Here is a 19,075-nt window from a genome sequence, read left to right as displayed (position 1 = left end):
GGCCCCTTCTTAACATGCGCCGGGTAAGACTGCGGGCATGAGTGAAGCGCCGGTGCTCTACCTCATCGTCTGCGCCGCTCCCCCGGCCCAGCGGATCGGCGAACTCGTCGAGCTGCTCATGACCGACGGGTGGCGGGTATGTCTGATCGCCACACCGCTCGCCGCGAGCTGGCTCGACTGTGACGCACTCGCCGACCAGACCGGATATCCGGTACGTGCGCAGTGGCGCCGCCCCTGCGATCCCGAACCGCACCCGCCGGCTGACGTCGCCGCGGTCGTGCCGGCCACGTTCAACACGCTGAACAAATGGGCGACCGGCGCGAGCGACACGCTGGCCCTGGGCATCCTCAACGAGCTGCTCGGCGCCGGCCTGCCGATCCAGGTGTTCCCCCAGGTCAAAGCCGTGCTCGCCGCGCACCCCGCGTACCGGCCGAACCTGGTGAGGCTGCGTGAGGCCGGGGTGGTGGTGCACGACGGGGACGTACTGCGGACGCCGGAAGAGATGTCGCCGAGCCGTTGGGCTGTGGTGGTGGACGCGCTGCGCGCGGCGCGATCCGACACCTAGCGGGGCCGGGGTACCTGGCGGTTGAAGCGGGGACGCAACGCCAGGACCAGCGCGTCCTTCGTACCCTCGGGGTGGTCGGTCTCCAGCCAGCGGACCTCGCGCCGCCCCAGCCACCCGGCGATGTCGTCGCGGGTAGCGGCGCGGCCGGGCGTGTCGAGGAGCTGGCCGACCTGATCATGCAGGACCGACGAGTCGCGGTTGCCGGTGAGGTGCTGCCGCAGCCGGGAGCGCAGGTTGCCGGTGTAGCCGACGTAGACCACCACGCCACCGTCGAGCACCAGGTGCACGCCGGGCGCGGCCGGCGCGTCGGCGACGACCGCCATCGTGTACGGGCGGGGCGGCGTGAACGCGGCCAGCAGTCCTTCGGTGTCCAGCACGTCGGGGACGGTACCGGCGTCAGCGCAGCTCCGTCGCCCTGCACGACCCGGCGTGACCATCCCGTAGCCCGCAGCGGCCAGCCTCCGGCAGCCGATGGTCGCACCAGACCCGGTGCCGCAGGTGCTGGGCGTCCTCCTCGCTGAGCGTGGTCTCGCCGAAATCAACGACGTCGACGTGCCCGAGCGACCGGGCGAGCGCGGCGGCCAGGTCGGCGGCGGCGTCCTGGCTGGTCAGCGTGGTCGGCAGGTGGATGATCCAGCGCGGCTCAGTCATCCTGGCCGCGTCGCCGGCACCCGTTGTGGCGGGACTGCCACTGCCGGAGGGCCTGACGGACGCGCTCCGACTCGGTGCGCGCGGTGGTCAGTTCCCGGTGCAGGCGGTCCATCTCGTCGGCGACCCGACGCAGGTAGTCGTGCACCTGCGCCGGGTCCAGCCCGCGCCAGCGGGTGTCGAAGACGGCGCTGCGCACCTGGTACGCCTGCACCCGCTCCCCGGTCACGTAGATCACGACGCCACCATCCCGGCCGCCACGGCGTCGTCGGGCAGCCCGGCCGCGGCGAGCGTCGCCCTCCCCCACCGGGCCAGCCGGCAGGGGTACGGGACGCGTTCGCTGCGGCACAGCGGTCCCTGCGGCCAGTGCTCGGGCACGTGGACGCGCACGGCCAACGCGGCGACGAGCAGATCCTCGTCGGTGACCGGGGTGAGGACGGGGAAGTCGGTGAGTACGGCGGACATCGGCTGGCGCCTCCGGGTCGGTTCTTGTGGAGTGGCGCCGGAGCGGGCGGGGACGGCGGGAGCCGCGATCGGGGGACGCGGTACCACCGGAGCCCGGCACCCGCCCCGGGCCATGCGTCCAGCCTCGTCAGCACCGCCGTCGCACAACATGACTACGCACTGCACCAAAGCGGTAACTGCACCGCACTGATGCGGACTACGCTGCCTCAGGTCTGAACTACGCGTGATCGAGGGCGGCGCGAATGACGACAGTGCAGAGGTGGACGGGCCGGGAAACGCGAGCCTTACGGCAGGCCCTGCGGATGAGCATCCGAGACTTCTCCGCACACCTCGGCGTCGCCGAGCGAACCGTCTCCAAGTGGGAGGCCGCGATGGACGCAGCTTGCCCCCGGCCGGAGATGCAGGCCGCGCTCGACACGGCACTCGGTACGGCAGCAGAGGACGTTCGCAGCCGCTTTGCCTCGGCCCAACGGAACCAGGCGGGACGCGTGGCGTCAGAAGTCTCCTCCGATCTCGCGGCTGCGGCGCGGCGACGCCTGGCGGACGGCCGGAACGCTGCCGGGCTGTCGCCAGAAGCCTTCGCTCGCCTGCTCGGCACCGTCCTCGGGTGGAGTCCAACGGCCGAACGCGTCGTCGGCTGGGAGACGACGGAAACACCGCCGGGAGACGTCCTCTTGGCGCTTGACGTGTTGCTCGGTCCGACGGCCGACAACCTGGCTGGCCTGATCGCGGTCTATCCGAGCCGATCTCAGCTCACCGCTCACCTGCCCGCAGACCGTCTCCTAGACGGCGCGCGTCGCGTCCGAGCGATCGGGTTGTCTCTCAACATGCTCTGCCAGGACTACGCGGACCGTCATTGGCAAGCGCTCCTGGCAGGCGGCACCCACGCCCGATGCCTGTTCTTGGATCCGGCGGGAACAGCGATCCAGGCGCGCGAGGCGGAGGAGGGATTCGTCTCCGGGCAGCTCGCGGCGCTCACCAAACTCAACGTGGAGACATTGCTGCGAGTCCGTGAGCGCTTACCCGGCGAGCTCCAGACTCGCATGGAGTTGGCCACCTATGACGAGACTCTTCGCTTCAACATCGTGCTCGTGGATGATCAGTGCGTGGCGCAGCCCTACCTGGCCGACAGTCGAGGGGTGGATTCACCCGCCTTCGTCATTCGGCGCGACGTACACCGATCCGGGCTCTACCAGGTGTTCGAGCAGTTCTTCGAGTCGCATTGGCAGCGTGGCAAGGCGCTGTGAGCACCTACCAGGACCTCCTACCCGTCGCGACCGAGGCCGTTCGGCGAGCTGCTCGGGCCATGCGGCAGGGATCTCCCGGCGTACTCACCCTCAAAGGCGACCGCGACGTCGCCTCCGAACTCGACTTCGCGATCGAGCGGGATGTCCGCGCCTTCCTGGCAGCGGAGACGCCCGGTATCGGCTTCCTCGGTGAGGAGGAAGGGGACTCCGGCCGAGCCGACCTCCGTTGGGTACTCGACCCTATCGACGGCACCGCGAACTTCCTCCGCCGGTTGCCGATGTGCGCCGTCTCGCTGGCACTCGTGCATCAGAACAATCCAGTGCTGGGCATGATCGAGCTACCGTTCCTGGGCTCGCTATACACCGCCGTGGAGGGCTGCGGCGCCCAGGCCAACGGGCAGCGGATAACGGTCAGCAAAGTCGACCTCCTGAAGGACGCGATTGTCGCCATCGGTGATTACGCAGTCGGAGCTGGCGCCGAGACCAAAAACGCGTTGAGGCTGGCCTTGACTGCCCAGCTCGCTTCGCGGGCTCAACGCGTGCGCATGACGGGCAGCGCCGCACTCGACCTTGCCTGGCTCGCGGAGGGGCGGCTGGACGCCGCGATCACCCTCTCGAACCACCTGTGGGACATGGCAGCCGGCATCATCATCGCGCGCGAGGCCGGAGCTTTCGTGGTGGATCGACAGGGCAACGCCCACGACAGCACATCTCAGGAAACGCTGGCCGCGTCTCCGCTGCTCATGCCGGCAATACTCGACCTGTATCGAAGTGCAGCAGCGGAAGTCGCCGACTGAGGGGTTCTTAATGAGCCTTTTCCAAGCTGATCTTGCAGCCCAGGACGGGTGTTGCGGGCCCGATGATCGATGAGTGCGAGGCTCCAGGCAGGACAGCTGTCGACCAAGACTCGAAGCCCGACCGGGAGCCTCGCCATGCTGTCCTACGCCGCCACGATTCCGTTGTCCAGCCGCACCCTGGACCACCTCGCCGAACGCATCCGCGGCCACCGTAGACAGCGCCGCTCCCGGTGGCGACGCCTTGAGCCCGGCCGGCAGGCGCTGCTGGCTCTGGCCCATCTGCGCAACGGCGACACCTACACCTGACTCGCGGCCGGCTTCGAGATCGGCGTCGCCACCGCCTGGCGCTACGTCCAAGAGGTGATAGCCCTGCTCAGCTCGGCGGCCGACGACCTGGACACCGCGATGCGACGCATCCGGCTGCTGGCGTACGCGATCCTGGACGGCACGCTGATCCCGATCGACCGGTCGCCGATCAGAGGCCCTACTACAGCGGCAAGCAACGCCACGGCGTGAACGTGCAGGTCATCGCGGACGGAGCCGGCCGGCGCGTGTGGGCATCACCGGCATGCCCGGTTGGGCACACGACCTGACCGCCGCCCGCCATCACGGCATCATCGACGCCCTGACCAGCGCGGACGTGATGACCTTCGCCGATAAGGGCTACCAGGGCGCCCGGCGCAGCGTGCGTACGCCGTTCAAGCGACGCCGCTTCCGGCCGAAGCTGTCACGCAGGCAGAAGGCCGCGAACCGGACCCACGCGAAGATCCGCGCCCGCGAGAACGAGCCATCGCCACACTCAAAACCTGGAAGATCCTGATCAAGCTGCGCTGCTGCCCACGCCGAGCCACCGCGATCGTTCAAGCCGTCCTCGTCCTGCACCACGTCGAACCCAACAGCTACGCAGGATGGAAATGGCTCAATGCGTGCCAGAGCCGAAATTCAGCAGTCGTTGACATAGGATTGTCCGACACGAGTGATAGGGATGACGCGTGCAGGAAACACGGTCGCCGCGACGAGGTACGGGGGACGGCGATGACCAACGGCTCTGCAGGGCCACCCGCGCGTCGGCCTGCCCCGTTGAGTGAAGCGGTCTCCAAACAGATGAAGCGGATGCGCCGGGCCTCCACCAAGCCCGAGCTGCTAATCCGTCGAGAACTGCACCGCCGCGGTCTGAGGTTCCGGATCAACCATCCTGCGTTGCCAGGACGTCCCGACATCGCCTTCACCAAAGTGCGTCTGGCGGTCTTCGTTGATGGGTGCTTCTGGCACCAATGTCCGAAGCACGGCGTGATGCCGAAGAACAACCGTGAGTGGTGGCAGGCGAAGCTGCATCGAAACGTCGAACGGGACCGGGAGAAGGACGCGGAACTGACGGCACTGGGCTGGCAGGTTCGGCACTTCTGGGAACACGAAGACCCTGCGGCCGTGGCGGATGAGTTGGAGCAGACATGGCGGCATCTGGGGACACCGCCGCCTTCCTCAAGATCATGACGTAGGTTGTGACATCCTGGTCGTCACCAGGGACGAGCTGACGGAGGTGGGCAGATGCCCGGCAAGGCGTGGTTCGATGTCGCACCCTCAGCTTCACGCCTGACAAACTCGCTGCGCGACATCGGTTACGACTTTCCGACCGCAGTGGCCGACATCGTCGACAACAGCGTCGCCGCCGGCGCGTCGCGAGTGGAGGTGATGATCGAGTTCGCTGGGTCGAAGACGCGGGTATACATCGCCGACGACGGACGCGGCATGTCTCCCGGAGCGCTGCTGGAGGGACTCCGGCTGGGCACACGCCGGACGTACAAGGCTGGTGAGCTCGGACGCTACGGGCTTGGGCTGAAGACCGCGTCCCTGTCGCAGTGCCGCTCGGTGGCCGTGATCTCCCGGAGCAACCCCGATGTCGTGCGTACCTCAGCCCGAGTTCTCGACCTCGACATAGTCGAGGAGTGGGACCAGTGGGTGGTGGTCGACCCTGGCGCGGATCCGGATGTCGCCAGAGCTCGCCAGTGGCTGGCCGAAGGGACGGGGACTGTCGTCCTCTGGCGCAACCTCGACCGCGTGCTTCCGGAGAACCGCCCCGAGGGAGGCTGGGCGCGCCGGCGTCTCGAAGCGCTGGCGACGAAGACGGCGGAACACTTGGGAGTCGTATTTCATCGATTCATCGAGGGGGTGAGCGGACGGGCTCCGATCGTCATCACCGTCAACGGTCAGAAGGTTCGTCCGTGGAACCCCTTTGCTCCTGACGAGGAGAGCCGTTCCGAGCTGCCCGCGCAGCGCTTCGAAATCACCGTAGGTGACGTCTCCGGTCACGTTGACCTGCGTCGCTTCATCCTGCCGTCCCGAGACCGATTCTCCAGTCCAAGCGAATTCGAGCGGCTGTCCGGGCCACTGAACTGGAACCGACAGCAAGGGCTCTACGTCTACCGTGCCGACCGGCTGGTGCAATGGGGTGGCTGGAGCGCCATTCGTGGCATCGACGAGCACACCAAGATGGCCCGGGCCTCGCTGGATTTCAGCACCGACCTCGACTCGGCCTTCAACATCAACGTCGCGAAGATGCGGGTCTCGCTACCGGCGCAGCTGCGTCAGATGCTCGAGGCCCCGGTCAACGAGCTGTGCGTCTACGCCAACGACGCCTACCGTAAGAGCGCGCGCGTGAAGAACAAGCCCGTTCCTCCGGATCTGAACACCACCGCCGACGTGCGGTCCGCGACCCAGTCGGCGGCGACTGCAGGGCTCGCTCTGAGAGCTGCGGCGATGCAGTCCGGAGAGTGGGCCGCCTGGCAGCGGATCGCAGCGACGCTGCGCAAGGAGGCCCCGGAGATCGCCCAATCGCTGGGCTTGGAGCCGTGAGCCGCTGCCCGACCGGGATCAGAAGAGCCGTAGCGGATCCGCGCGCGACTCCGAGCAGAGCTTCTGGAGCGGGCAGGCGTTGCACTCCGGTTCCACCGGTCGGCACAGGCTGTTTGCCAGCTCGACCAGCCCCAGATGGGCTCGCCGGGCGTCCAAGTCCGCGCCGATCATCCGGGCGATCTCCAAGCGGCCGTCCGTGAGTCGATTCCGGCGATCCACGGGATCACCGCTGAAGCGGGCCGCAACCCGAAGTACGCCCTTCGTCACGAGGACAGGCTCCTCTGAGTCCTCGTCGCCATGGGCCGGAACCACGAGAATCGCGAGATCGGCCACCGTTTCGGTGAGCCCCGGGACCTGCCGGAGCTGGTCGTCATCCTGAAGCAGCTCCGGGTTGTCGGCGAGCCGTCCGGCCAGCTCCAGGATCGCTCCGGCTCGGCCCGGCCGCCCGGCCCACTTGCTGATCTCCAGCAGCTCGGCCTCAGCAAGGACGGTCTCCTGCGGCTCACGCCAGCGGGCCAGAAGAGGCCAGATGAAGCGCACCACCTCCGCAGGCGCCCGGTCCAGCAGCATGTCGGCCTGAATCACCTGCCAACGGCTTTCCGCCCTCAGCCACGGCAGGCCGCGGACCGCGGCGCTGTCGAACCAGACGGCGAGAAGCGCAGCGATCTCCTGCGTCGTCGCGGGCACGGGTCGCGGATCGTCCAGGGCTGCACGGACAGCACCGGCGAGGTGCTCCCCGAGCAGCGGGGGAACTGCGTTGCCGATCTGGCGAAACGCCGCCGATGGCGGCCCGGCAAAGCGGAACCAGTCCGGGAACGTCTGCAGTCGTGCCGCCTCACGAACTGTGATGGTGCGGTTCTGCCGCGGATGGATGTACCAGTACCCGTCCTTGGCGATGTGCGCGGTGATCGTGCGGGACAGGTTGTTCTCATCGAGTCGCTTGTACTTGTCGTCGAAGATGTCCTCGCGGTAGCGCTTGACCTCGTCCGGAAGATCCCGGTACCTCGTGGTGGCGTCCATCGCCTCGAAGGCCCGAGCGTCATCTTCACGGACGGGTCGCGTGATGTGGTCGAAGATCTTGTTCGCATCGGCTTCAGGCACCGACTTCCGCATGCGCCGCTGGAACTCACTGTGCGGTCGGTCGTAATCGCTCCAGCCCTCGGCACCGCCCGCCGGCCGCCATCCGCCTTCCACTTCCGGCAGGTCCCCAATGGCATTCCAAACGGTCACCCGCTCGCGCTGCTCCTGGGGCCAGGTGAAGGCCACACCGTCACGGAGCGCCACCAGGATGAGCCGCTGGCGGAACTGCGGAACCCCATAGCGAAAGGTCTCGACCGAACGCTCCTCGACCGAGTAGCCGATCGACTCGAGTTCATGGACCATGGTCCGGAGAATGAACATCTCCTTGTCCAGTGCCATGTCCGGCACGTTCTCCATCAGAACAGCCTGAGGGCGGGCGATGCGAGCGATCTCAAGGTAGGAGCGCCACAGGTCCCGACGCTCGTCGTACGGGTCGCGCAGCCCATGACGGACACGGTGCCTGATCTTGGAGCGTCCCGCCTTGGAGAACGGTTGGCAGGGAGGACCGCCAGCGAGGAGTTCCACCCCCGCCGCCTTGATGAGTTCAGCCACCTGCCGGACCCGCTCCGGGTCGCCGAGGTCCCAGTCGACACTCAACCCGCTGTGATGGTGCCGGTGGGTTTCGATCGCTTCCTCGTCGTGATCCACTGCAATCACGACCTGATAGCCGGCCGCTTCCAGTCCCAGGCTCAGGCCGCCAGCACCGCTGAAGAGGTCGGCGGCCAGCCGGCCGCCGTCGGCCCTGAGCCTCGACGCCAAGGCAAGAAGCTCCTCCGGCTCCGAGCAGGCGTCAGGGTGAGCAGCGAGGCGGACGAAAGGACCGCGAACCAGCTTGACCCCGTACCCACGGCGACGAACAGGTGCGGCGGCGGGCTGGTCTTCACTGGTCACGATCAGGCAGGTTACCGCCAGGGTGCCTGCGGCGACGATAGCCCGTCCCGACACACCGCCGGAGCATTCAGCGCTGCTGTCAACCCGACCGTTGACCTGAGCAACCGACCATCCGTACGGGTAGAAGCTTTATGGGCAAAAGGGGCAGGTCGACCAGAAACGCAGGAAACGATCTTGATGCACCGCATGAGAGGAGCATCACCTCCCTATACTCGCGCTGTCCGCCATCGGTCACTCTCACACCGTCGCGAGGGATAGATGGTCGTCGGACAGCAACGAATGCGACGTGCGGCGCCCCGAGCTCCGTGCCCAACTGGAGCCGACCTGCTTTGAGCTACGACATCGCCAACCCCGACCCCGCCGGGACAATCACCTCGCTCCGGTCCTTCGGGTACAGCGTCGAGGCTGCCGTGGCGGACCTCGTTGACAACAGCGTCTCGGCCGGCGCTCGGCGTATCGATGTCTACTTCACTTGGGCGGGCCGCGCATCGTGGGTCGCGGTCGCCGATGACGGCAGAGGCATGACGACCGAAGACCTAGTCAGCGCGATGACCGTCGCCGCGCGGGGCTCCTTCGCGGCTCGGGCCTCTGAGGATCTGGGTCGCTTCGGTATGGGCCTGAAGAGCGCCTCGTTCTCGCAGGCCGCTCGGCTCACGGTTGCGACAAGACCCGAGGCCGGCGCCGAGGCTGTCCGCACCTGGGACTTGGCGGTCGTGTCCGCCACCAGCGAGTGGCGCCTGCTGCATGGCACCGATGACGAGACCACTCAGACACTGGCCCAACTGCGGCCGGACGGGGGCGTTGGCACGACGGTCATCTGGCGGAGCCTGCACCGGTTCGATGTCGATGGCCTGGCGGTGGAGGACACCCGCGCGCAGAAGCAGTTCTACACCGAGACGACCCGGGTGGAGGAGCACCTCGGCATGGTCTTCGCCCGTTTCCTGTCCGGCCGGAACCGGATCACGATAACGGTCAACGGCACGCCGGTGAAGGCGTGGGATCCGTTCCTCACTGGCCATCCGTCGGTTCAAAGACTTCCCGCCGAAGAGCTGCCCGTCGGTTCGCACACTGTGCGAATCGAGCCGTTCATCCTGCCTCATCCCAAGAAGCTGGACTCCGAGCAGCAGGAACAGGCCGCCGGTCCCGCCGGATGGCTCGACCAGCAGGGTTTCTACGTCTACCGACGGGATCGACTGATCCTCGCCGGCGACTGGCTCGGCATCCGCGGCTTCCGACGCGACGAGCGCTACAACCTTGCGCGGATCGTCGTGGACGTCCCCGCCGAGGCGGATGCCGAATGGGCCATCGACGTGCGGAAGTCCACGGCTGTGCCCCCGGTGGGTGTCCGGCGCCATCTCCAACGCATCGGTACCGCCACCCGCAGCAGGGCGGCAGAGGTGCTCAGCCATCGCGGTCGGATTGCTGCCCGTGAGCACGGCGCGGAGTTCATCTACGCATGGCGGGTGGACAAGCGCGATGGCAACATCCGGTGCCGCATCAACCGCGACCACCCGCTGGTACGGGAGGTGCTGCAGGGTGGACCTGATGCCGCCGTTGACGCCAAAGCGCTGATCCGACTGTTGGAGGAGACGGTCCCCGTGGCCGCACTGCGGATCATGCACGAGGGTGACGTGGCGGACGACCCCGAGCCGTTCCTCGGAGCGGTACCGAAGGAGGTGGGCGACGTGGCGAACCGTATCTACGCCGCCTTCGTAGCTCAAGGCCGGACACCGCGCGAGGCGAAGGAACGACTTGCGCTGATGCCGCCCTTCGACCAGTTCGACGGCTTCTGGCAACAACGCTGACGGCCCTGTCGCCGCCGACCGCACCATCAGACCAACGGGGAGGGCCACATGACTGCACAGACGCAGACAAACGACGACGCGATGCAGCAGGCGATCCGGCTGGTGCTCGCAATGCTGCCTCAGGACCGTCAGGCCACGCACGACGAGATCTCGGAAAGCGTCGATCCGATCTGGTTGATGCAGCAGTCCCGCGGACAGTTGCTTGATCGGGACGTCCTGCTGAAGGAAATCGAGTCGCGGGTTGCCGTGTGGCAGGACGACTCGGTCGGCTTGAAAGACGATCGCAACCACATTGAGTGGCTTACCGAGGCTCAGCTGGAGCGCAGCTGGGACTTCTGGGACCGCTACCGCCGGTATCTCGAGGATGTGCGTCTTATGCCGCCGAGGGTTGTCCGTCGGCTGGACCAGAGCACGGACCGCATCCTTCGCCAGATCGAGGATCCGCGGCGCCCGGGCGCTTGGCGTCGTACCGGCCTGGTGGTCGGCCAGGTGCAGTCGGGTAAGACCGGCAACTACATCGGCATGGCCTGTAAGGCGGCGGACGCCGGTTACAAGCTCATCGTCATCCTGGCAGGCATCCACAACAGCCTCCGGAGTCAGACCCAGCTTCGGGTCGACGAGGGCCTGCTCGGCTTCGACACGCAGTACCAGCAGCGCTACGACGAGGCGACGAACACGGCACGCATCGGTGTCGGAGTGATGCCCGGCGTGAAGCGCCTGAAGATCGCCTCATTGACCAACAGTGCGGAGGGTGGGGATTTCAAGCAGCAGATAGCCAGGAACCTCAACCTGCCGATCGGCGACTACCCCGTCGTTCTGGTGATCAAGAAGCACAAGAGCATCCTTGAAAACGTCCGCAAGTGGATCGTCGAGGTTGAGGGTGTGCCCGTTGGGGACGGCAAGTCCAAGGTCGTGCGGGACATTCCTCTCCTCGTCATCGACGATGAGGCGGATCACGCATCCGTCGACACGACCAAGGACGACGACACCGACCCCTCGACGATCAACCGCTCGATCAGGCACCTGCTCAACAGCTTCGACAAGGCGGTCTACGTCGGGTACACCGCAACGCCCTTCGCCAACATCTACATCAAGCCGAAGGCGGACCACGACACGTTCGGGCTGGACCTGTTCCCCGAAAGCTTCATCGAGAGCCTGCCTGCGCCCTCGAACTACCTCGGACCGGAACGGGTGTTCGGGCTCAGCGCCACGGACCCTGACGAGGACGGAATCAAGGCACTTCCGATCTTCCGCCCCGTCCATGACCACGAGGTCTGGATGCCCCCCCGGCACAAAAAGGAGTGGATGCCGCCCGAGGAGCTTCCCCCGTCGCTCTGCCAAGCGATCGATGCCTTCATCCTGACCTGCGCCGCCCGTCGGGTACGGGGACAGGGCACCCAGCACAACTCAATGCTCATCCACGTCACGCGGTTCGTCAGCGTGCAGAACCGGATCCGCGACCAGATCGACGAGTACGTCAGCCTGATGCGTGACCGGCTCCGCGACGGCATGGGCGGCGAGGCGGCCCACGTGCTAGGCCAACTCCGGGACCTGTGGGAGAGGGACTTCGCCACCACCAGTGCGATATTTCCGGCCGAGGAAGCCTCGCCGGTTCAATGGACCGACGTTGAGAAGGAGCTGCGACCGGCTCTCCGGAAGATCGATGTCCGTGCCGTCAACGGCACCTCCCGCGACGCGCTCGAATACTACGAGAAGCGCAAGGCCGGGCTGTCCGTCATCGCCGTCGGTGCGGACAAGCTCTCCCGTGGGCTGACGCTCGAGGGCCTCAGTGTGAGTTACTACCTTCGCGCGTCGAGTATGTACGACACACTGCTCCAGATGGGCCGTTGGTTCGGCTACCGCCCCGGCTACGAGGACCTGTGCAGGCTGTACACGACGCCGGAGCTCTTCAACTCGTACGGGGAGATCACAGCAGCGGACAACGAGCTCCGTCAGGACTTCGCGGAGATGGCGCGCCTGGGCCAGACGCCGGAGAGTTTCGGACTGCGCGTTCGCGCTTCTCCGGCCGGACTGGCGGTCACCGCCGCCAACAAGATGCGACGCGGCGTCAAGGTGCGGCTCAGCTATTCCGGGGCGCTTCCTGAGACGACAGTCTTCAGCCTGCATCCCGAGGCCGTCCGGCGGAACTTCGACATCCTCGAACGCTTCATCACCGGCCTAGACCAGCAAAGCGGTCCTGAAACCGACGGGACCAGTCTGGTCTGGCGGGGCGTGCCGCCCACGGAGATCATCGACGGCTTCCTCGACGGATACATCTCCGACCGCGGTTCCTACCGGGTGCGCCCAGCGCTCATCGCGCAGTACATCCGTGGCTGCATCGCTGTGCGCGAACTGTCGAGCTGGACGGTGCGGCTGGTGGGCACGCCTACCGGAAAGCTGCGCACGATTGGCACCCACTCTCTTCGCCTCGTGACCCGTTCCCGTCCCGAAGGCTTGGAAGCGGAGCCAGGACGGCACACCATCAAGCGCGTGCTCAGTCCAGCAGACGAGAGCAGGGATCTGCCCGAGGATCTTCGGACACGCGCTCTGGAAGCGACGAGCGCAGCTCGTCGGCTCGAAACCGACCGCAAGGGGAAGGAGTTCAAGGAGCCGAGCATTCCCACAGGGCAGCCGCTGCGGAGGTTCCGGCCGGTGCAGGAGCCCTTGCTCCTGATCTACCCGATCGAGCATCCTGAGGCCAAAGCTGACGTGGACCTTCCTCCCTTGGTGGGCTTCGCGATCAGCTTTCCGTTCTCGGAGCATCCGACCGAGACCGAGTACGTCGTCAATGACGTCTGGAGGCAGCTGGAGATCGATCTCTTCGATGACGAGGATCCGGACGAGTGAAGGTCCGAGAAGAAGACTGGGCGCCCCTCGAGGCTGAGCATCACCCGTACGGCATCGTCGCCCGGCGTCTGTTTCCACGATCGCGACACGACATCTTTTTGGCGGTCCAGCAGCCAACGGGGAGGCGCGTGCTCCTCTTGCGGGTGCCGGCATCTGCCGGCCAGCCGGTGGCCCAACGGTATCCGTCATTGCCCAGCACCCGAGGCCTTGGGATCGAGTTCGCGACGGCTCCTGACGGGAGCACCGAACTTCGGGTCGTTCTCACAGCGGATGAACGGCGGGAGGTCTTCAATCCGCTGATTGCCGACGTGGCCACGACCGCGCACGCGGCGGAGGGTCCCGCTGAGGCTCTGGCTGCGGCCATCGAGCGCTTCGAACACTGGCGTCATCTCCTCCAGTCCATCCGTGACACGGGGCTCAGTGAAGAGGCACGACGAGGCCTGTTCGGGGAACTGGTCGTCCTACGCGACCACCTGTGTCCGGTCCTGCCGCCTCAGGAGGCGGTGTCGGCTTGGCGCGGGCCGATGGGAACGAATCAGGACTTCGAACTGACGACCTGTGCCATTGAGGTCAAGACCGGAACAGGAAGAAGCCCTCGGACCATCGTCATTGCGAGCGAGCGTCAGCTCGATGACACCGGGACGGATCTCCTGCTGCTGGCTTACCTCGAACTGGACGAGCGCCGGGGCGGCTCCGGCGAGTCGCTCAACGCCGTGGTCGACTCTCTCAGGGAGGCGTCACCGTCGGCGGTGGTGAGAGCGGAGATCGATGATCTGCTCATCCGTGCCGGCTACCTCTCCGAACACCGGCATCTGTACGACGAGCTCCGCTACACGGTCCGCGAAACGCACTTCTGGCACGTCACTGGCGACTTTCCGCGAATCACCGAGGGTGACCTACGGTCGGGGGTCGGGGGCTGCCGCTACCGAATCAGCACTGTCGGACTGGACCAGTACGGTGTCCCCGCTGAGCGGGTCGCCAGCATTGTCAAGGGGGAGGCATGAGCCAGAGCAGCCTGTCGGCCTACGCACAGGAACTCGTCGCCGACGTGCTCGCGACAGCCGAGGCGGAGAACGCCACCGCTCCAGACACCTTCACCCGCCGTGTGCTGGATGAGTTGGAGCAGGCCGGCGAGGTGGAAAACACCTTCACCGCGTACCACAAGGCGATCGGTCTTGAGGTCAACGGCTACGGGATGAACGAGTCCCTCGGGACCCTGGATCTCTTCATAACTCACTTCAGCCTTCAGCCGGAGGAGGGTCGCCTGACCCGGAGCCAGGCCGAGGGACATTTCAAGCGCCTGCAGACCTTCGTCCGCAAGTGCCGTGATGGCTTGGCGAAGGACATTGATGAATCGTCTGACGTGCATGACATGTGCGTCGCGGTCCAGAAGGCTCTGCCCGACGCTCCGCGGATCCGCTTGTTCCTCCTGACGGACACCGTCAGCGCAGTCTCGACGCTGCCGCCCGGCGAGCTGGACGGTCTCACCGTCACCCATGAGGTCTGGGACCTCACCCGGCTCCACCGCCTGGCGTCCTCGGGGACGCTCAGTGAGCCGATCGCGGTCGAGTTCAATCCGCCGCTCCCCTGCCTCGCCACGCCCGAGACCGACCGCAACTACTCTGTCTTCCTGGCGATCATTCCGGGACAGGATCTGGCCGACCTCTACGGTCGGCACGGCACACGGTTGCTGGAGCTGAATGTCCGGTCGTTCCTGCAGACCAAGGGTGGGGTCAACAAGGGCATCCGGGAAACCCTCCTGACCAACCCGGACCGTTTTCTGGCCTACAACAACGGCATCACCGCCACCGCTTCGACCGTCGAGTTCACTGAGCTGCCCGGTGGCGGTCAGGCGATCAGCAGGATCCACGATCTGCAGATCGTCAACGGCGGTCAGACCACGGCCTCGATCCACTACGCGCACACGCGTGACAAGGCCGATCTCAGCCGGGTCCACGTACAGATGAAACTGACCCGGGTTTCCCCCGACCGCCTGCAGGAGATCGTTCCGGAGATCTCCAAGTACTCGAACACCCAGAACAAGGTCACGGTCGTCGACTTCAGCTCCAACCACCCGTTCCACGTGGCCATCGAGCAGGTCACGCGATCGCTCTGGGCACCGGCAGCGGACGGAAGCGGGCAGGAGACGAAGTGGTTCTACGAGCGTGCCCGAGGGCAGTACACCGACGCCCTGGCCCGCGAACGCACCCCCGCGAACCAGCGCAAGTTCAAGAGCCTGCATCCGACCGGCCAGAAGTTCACCAAGGCTGACGCGGCCAAGTTCATCCACTCGTGGGGCGGTCTTCCCTACCTGGTGAGCCGAGGGGCCGAGAAGAACTTCCGCGAGCTCATGGTGCGTATGGGTGAGAACGCTCCGGACGTCAACATCAGCTACGCACAGCGCCTGCTCGCCAAAGCGATCCTGTTCAAGGCCACCGACAAGATCGTCGCGGCGAGGGACTTCGGCGGCTACAAGATCAACATCACTTCGTACTCCATCGCGCGGCTGGCGGAGGCCACCAATCGACGGGTGGACCTGGACCGCATCTGGCGGGAGCAGCGCCTGTCGCCTGCGCTCGCCGCCGCGCTTGATGACCTGTGCGCGCCCGTCCGCGAGGTGATCGTCAACCCCCTCAGGGGAGGCACCAACATCGGCGAGTGGGCGAAGCGCCCGGACTGTTGGGAGGCCGTGCTCGCCATCCCGTGGACGGTCCCCGACGACCTCGCGGCGGAGCTGACCGATCAGCCACTCGACGACAGCACACCGACAGACCCGGCTGACAGCACCAGCGGTGATGTGTCCTTGGTGCTGGCGATTCCAGCCCCTGAATGGTTCGCCTTGGCGCGATGGGCCAAGGAGACCAGCAATCTCCAGCCGTGGCAGCGGCAGTTGGCTGACAACGTGGGCCGATACGTCAACCATAGCTGGACAATCAGTGACAAGCAGGCAGCGCAGGCAATGCGGGTGATGGCCGAGGCAGAGCGGCTCGGGTTCAAAAGCAAGCCCTGACATCGGCGCTCAGCGTACGAGCATGAGAGGACCACTGTGACCAGCGCACCGTTCGGGGATCTCCCTCCCGAGGCGTATCACGACGCGCTCTGGACCCGGGTGCTGCCCTGGCTTGCCCATCACACGCCTGCCACAGCACGGGAGTTGGCTGATCTCACCCCATCTCCGGACTGGTGGCTCACCGAGTCACCTGCTGTGACGACAATGATGGCCGAACACGAAGTGCTCTGCCGTCACCTGGCCCGGTTCTTTCTGGCCCGGCATCTGGACGCGACCTTCGGAGAAAGCTTCCCGACGGTGCCCGGACGGATGCCGCTTGCCACTCTCACGACGGGAGCCAGGGCGCGGACAGCCTTCCATAGACTTCAGGTGCAGACCGTCGCCGAGCTTGAGCCATTGTCGGTGAAGGACCTGTACGATGTCCGCGGCACGGGCCAGGGCACTGTGGAGGAGGTTGTCGCAGCGCTGGTGTCCGCTGCCATCATCCGGTCCGGCGACCTGCCCAAGATCGACGTCAGGGCAGAACACACTCCATCCACGAGTGCATCAACAGTGAGCCTGCCACCGGCACAGGCTCAGCTGCTCGAGGACCTGGCTCAGCTTGCCGCATGGCACCATCTTCGGCGACGCAGCGGTCAGTCTCTGCTGAAGGTCGTCATCGAGGACGGCGCACCCGAGCAGATTCAGGAAGTGGCACTGCGGCTCAACTCCCTGACGGCAGCCGACATGGTGCCCAATGGCGCCAGTCCTGACCCGGTCTTGGAGTTCACCGCCTTCCTGTCCGAGCTCGACGAGCGGCAGTTGCAGATCCTCCGTGACCGGTTCCTCGGCAGGCCACCGAGGACGTTGGCTGAACTCGCGGTTGATTTCGACGTTTCCCGCGAGCGGGTGCGCCAGATCGAAGTCCGGCTCAAGGAACTACTGGCACGTACCTTCCACTTCGGCACCAGCATCGGAAACCTGCTGGCCAGTCTCCGTGCCGAGATCCAACCTATCGCTGCGCTTGACCGACTGATCACCCTGCACCCCGATCTCGCCCGTGATGTTCCGGGTGTTGAGGTGCCCCTATGGCTGGTGCTCGACCGCCTCGACGATTACTTCGAGGTCAGTGACGGGTGGGCCGCAGCTCCCGATGTGGGCGCCGCACGCGAGCAGACCCGGATCCTGCTCGAGGACTTCGCGACCGAGCACGGTCTTGTCGACCTCGCTGCGGCCACCTCCGCCACCGCGATGCCGAAGGCGGAGCTGCTCGCATGGCTGAACTGGTGCGGCTACGTCGTGTACAACGACCAGATCCTGACCCGTACGCGATCCCTCAACGATCACGCGGCGAGCCTGCTGGCAGCGACGGGTGAACCGCTTCAGGCTGCCGAGTTGCACCAGGAAATGGGCCGAGACGCCACCATCCGCAGCCTGACCAACGTGCTCGGCAGCGACGATCGGTTCGTCAGGACCGACAGGGCGACGTGGGGACTGGCGAGCTGGGAGGTGGAGGAGTACACGTCGATCCGCCAGCAGATCGGTCTCGAACTCGCTGCAGCCGGCGGGCAGATCGAACTCAGCCGGTTGGTGGAGTCGATCACGAACCGGTTCGACGTGTCACCAAGCAGTGTCCAGGCCTACGCGGGCAACGGCGAATACGAGATCACCGGTCGCGTCGTACGGCGCCGGGAATCTCCAGCAGCGCCCCGCAAAGCCCCAAGCGCGACCCGCAGGCTGTTCCGACATGGCGATGTGTGGAAGTTCCGCATTGTCATCACCCGTGATCACCTCCGTGGATCCGGCTTCCCTTTGCCGTCAGGTGTCGCGAGCCTCGTCGGATGTGTGCAGGGCGAGGTGGTTGAGCTCGATTCGGATCTCGGCACCCAAAGCATCCGCTGGACGGGGCTGCAGCCCGCCAGCGGCACCATCAAGAGGTTCCTGGACCAGTTGCAGGCCAGGGAGGGGCAGAACGCCTTTCTCGAGTTCAAGCCGTACGGCCGCTTCAGCCTTATGGTCCGTGAGCCGGTTGCGCCCGGCACGGATCCGTTGACCCAGGCTCTTGAACTGGTCGGTGCCGCAGACACCCGCGATGTGGAGGCCGCCAAGGCTGCCCTGGCCACTGCAGTCGACCTTCCTGAAGACGCAAAGCCTCGACGCATCCTGGCGGCCTACCGGCAGCGCGGCGACGACGACATCGCGGCGCTCCTCGAGCAGGTGTGGACACGTCAGCGGGACAACTGGACTAGCCAGACCACCGCCGAGAGCCGGTCGGAGGCGTTCAAGCTCTCCCTGGTCGAAGCCGACCTGCCGACGTCAGCGGACCCTGAAGGTGACGCCGCGCCGCACGCCGACGATCTGCACGGCAATTCTGTGAACACGAAAGACGCTGTTCGCGGCGACGGAGGACCGGACGAGGATTCGTCGGCCGCCTGGGTGCCGGTGCCTGCGGGGTACCGCAGCGTCGCTTGGGTTCGTCCCCATGAGGCGGAAGCCGCCGTCCTGGCGTACCAGTTGCACGCCGATGTACCCGTGCATGACGGTGATGAGATCACGGGCTGGGCTCGTTACGTGGACGAGGCCTCGACGAGGGCTCTCGACCTCAACGCCAACGTCAAGCTGGTGAGAACCCGTGGCCAGAGTGAGCGGATCGCCTGCTGGATCAGAGAGCATGAGGCGTTCAGCGTCACCCAGGCTTCGGCTGAGAAGCGTTCCGTCGCGGTGACTGGGCCAAACGGCGAGGTGGCCGGACTGGTGGAGTATTTCCAACCAGGCAGCGAACAGGCCACGCGCTTTCTGAGTTCGACGAGGCTGCTCCGGGGCCGTCCGCTGGGCTGAGGGAGAGCGCTGAAGTTTCTGCCGTCCTGTTATGGGCAGGGACGGCAGAC

Annotated in this window: 15 protein-coding genes and 1 pseudogene; 11 read left to right on the top strand and 5 right to left on the bottom strand. The window is 66.2% G+C overall.

The window, feature by feature from the left end; translation table 11 throughout:
- The first annotated feature begins 37 nt into the window (after positions 1 to 37).
- Positions 38 to 565: a flavoprotein gene (locus tag AMK25_RS24545; protein WP_073830751.1), complete on the top strand. Its 528-nt coding sequence runs from the start codon at positions 38 to 40 to the stop codon at positions 563 to 565.
- Here AMK25_RS24545 and AMK25_RS24540 read toward each other — a convergent pair.
- From AMK25_RS24540 to AMK25_RS24525, 4 genes are read right to left on the bottom strand one after another with little or no spacing between them, the layout of a single operon-like run.
- The gene (locus tag AMK25_RS24540) at positions 562 to 942 is read right to left on the bottom strand and encodes a hypothetical protein (protein WP_073830750.1); all 381 of its coding nucleotides are present in this window, start codon (positions 940 to 942) and stop codon (positions 562 to 564) included. The genes AMK25_RS24545 and AMK25_RS24540 overlap by 4 nt on opposite strands.
- A gap of 19 nt (positions 943 to 961) precedes the next feature.
- Positions 962 to 1,216 (bottom strand): hypothetical protein, encoded by a 255-nt coding sequence (locus tag AMK25_RS24535; protein ID WP_073830749.1) that lies wholly within the window; start codon positions 1,214 to 1,216, stop codon positions 962 to 964.
- Entirely contained in the window at positions 1,209 to 1,451 is a 243-nt protein-coding gene (locus AMK25_RS24530; RefSeq protein WP_073830748.1) for a DivIVA domain-containing protein, read from the bottom strand. The genes AMK25_RS24535 and AMK25_RS24530 overlap by 8 nt, the downstream gene beginning before the upstream one ends.
- Positions 1,448 to 1,678, bottom strand: a complete 231-nt coding sequence (locus tag AMK25_RS24525) for a hypothetical protein (RefSeq protein ID WP_073830747.1) — start codon at positions 1,676 to 1,678, stop codon at positions 1,448 to 1,450. The genes AMK25_RS24530 and AMK25_RS24525 overlap by 4 nt, the downstream gene beginning before the upstream one ends.
- A 302-nt stretch (positions 1,679 to 1,980) precedes the next feature.
- On the opposite strand from AMK25_RS24525, the gene AMK25_RS24520 reads away from it, so the two are divergent.
- From AMK25_RS24520 to AMK25_RS24495, 5 genes and pseudogenes are all read left to right on the top strand, one after another.
- The gene (locus AMK25_RS24520; protein WP_143194787.1) at positions 1,981 to 2,925 is read left to right on the top strand and encodes a DUF5919 domain-containing protein; all 945 of its coding nucleotides are present in this window, start codon (positions 1,981 to 1,983) and stop codon (positions 2,923 to 2,925) included.
- Positions 2,922 to 3,722 (top strand): inositol monophosphatase family protein, encoded by an 801-nt coding sequence (locus AMK25_RS24515; RefSeq protein ID WP_073830745.1) that lies wholly within the window; start codon positions 2,922 to 2,924, stop codon positions 3,720 to 3,722. Before AMK25_RS24520 ends, AMK25_RS24515 begins: the two co-directional genes overlap by 4 nt.
- 135 nt (positions 3,723 to 3,857) lie before the next feature.
- Positions 3,858 to 4,631, top strand: a pseudogene (locus AMK25_RS24505) (transposase family protein); the annotation flags it as partial.
- A 171-nt stretch (positions 4,632 to 4,802) separates the two neighbouring features.
- Entirely contained in the window at positions 4,803 to 5,216 is a 414-nt protein-coding gene (locus tag AMK25_RS24500; RefSeq protein WP_241826484.1) for a very short patch repair endonuclease, read from the top strand.
- Positions 5,217 to 5,270: 54 nt separating this feature from the next.
- Entirely contained in the window at positions 5,271 to 6,575 is a 1,305-nt protein-coding gene (locus AMK25_RS24495; RefSeq protein WP_073830743.1) for an ATP-binding protein, read from the top strand.
- Positions 6,576 to 6,593: 18 nt separating this feature from the next.
- Here the strand turns inward: AMK25_RS24495 and dcm are convergent, their stop codons facing one another.
- Positions 6,594 to 8,546 carry a DNA cytosine methyltransferase gene (gene dcm / locus AMK25_RS24490; RefSeq protein ID WP_073830892.1) on the bottom strand — a complete coding sequence of 651 codons (1,953 nt, stop codon included), beginning with the start codon at positions 8,544 to 8,546 and terminating at the stop codon, positions 6,594 to 6,596.
- A 329-nt stretch (positions 8,547 to 8,875) separates the two neighbouring features.
- Between dcm and AMK25_RS24485 the strand changes: the two genes are divergently transcribed.
- Genes AMK25_RS24485 through AMK25_RS24465 form a run of 5 tightly spaced genes read left to right on the top strand, consistent with a single transcriptional unit; the run spans position 8,876 to position 19,025 of the window.
- Complete coding sequence (locus tag AMK25_RS24485; RefSeq protein ID WP_073830742.1) at positions 8,876 to 10,351, top strand: ATP-binding protein; 1,476 nt, start codon at positions 8,876 to 8,878, stop codon at positions 10,349 to 10,351.
- 48 nt (positions 10,352 to 10,399) lie between these two features.
- The gene (locus tag AMK25_RS24480; protein ID WP_073830741.1) at positions 10,400 to 13,198 is read left to right on the top strand and encodes a Z1 domain-containing protein; all 2,799 of its coding nucleotides are present in this window, start codon (positions 10,400 to 10,402) and stop codon (positions 13,196 to 13,198) included.
- A complete protein-coding gene (locus tag AMK25_RS24475) occupies positions 13,195 to 14,202 on the top strand; it encodes a PD-(D/E)XK motif protein (RefSeq protein WP_073830740.1) in 1,008 nt (335 codons plus the stop codon). Before AMK25_RS24480 ends, AMK25_RS24475 begins: the two co-directional genes overlap by 4 nt.
- Positions 14,199 to 16,208, top strand: a complete 2,010-nt coding sequence (locus tag AMK25_RS24470) for an AIPR family protein (protein WP_073830739.1) — start codon at positions 14,199 to 14,201, stop codon at positions 16,206 to 16,208. The genes AMK25_RS24475 and AMK25_RS24470 overlap by 4 nt, the downstream gene beginning before the upstream one ends.
- A 36-nt stretch (positions 16,209 to 16,244) precedes the next feature.
- Complete coding sequence (locus AMK25_RS24465; protein ID WP_143194786.1) at positions 16,245 to 19,025, top strand: sigma factor-like helix-turn-helix DNA-binding protein; 2,781 nt, start codon at positions 16,245 to 16,247, stop codon at positions 19,023 to 19,025.
- The last annotated feature ends 50 nt before the right edge of the window (positions 19,026 to 19,075 follow it).

It is taken from the genome of Micromonospora sp. TSRI0369 (genome assembly GCF_001905625.1).
In the GTDB taxonomy this organism is placed as follows: Bacteria; Actinomycetota; Actinomycetes; order Mycobacteriales; family Micromonosporaceae; genus Micromonospora; species Micromonospora echinospora_A.
Note: the sequence above shows the minus strand (reverse complement) of the source record. Positions and strands in the feature narration are given on the sequence as shown.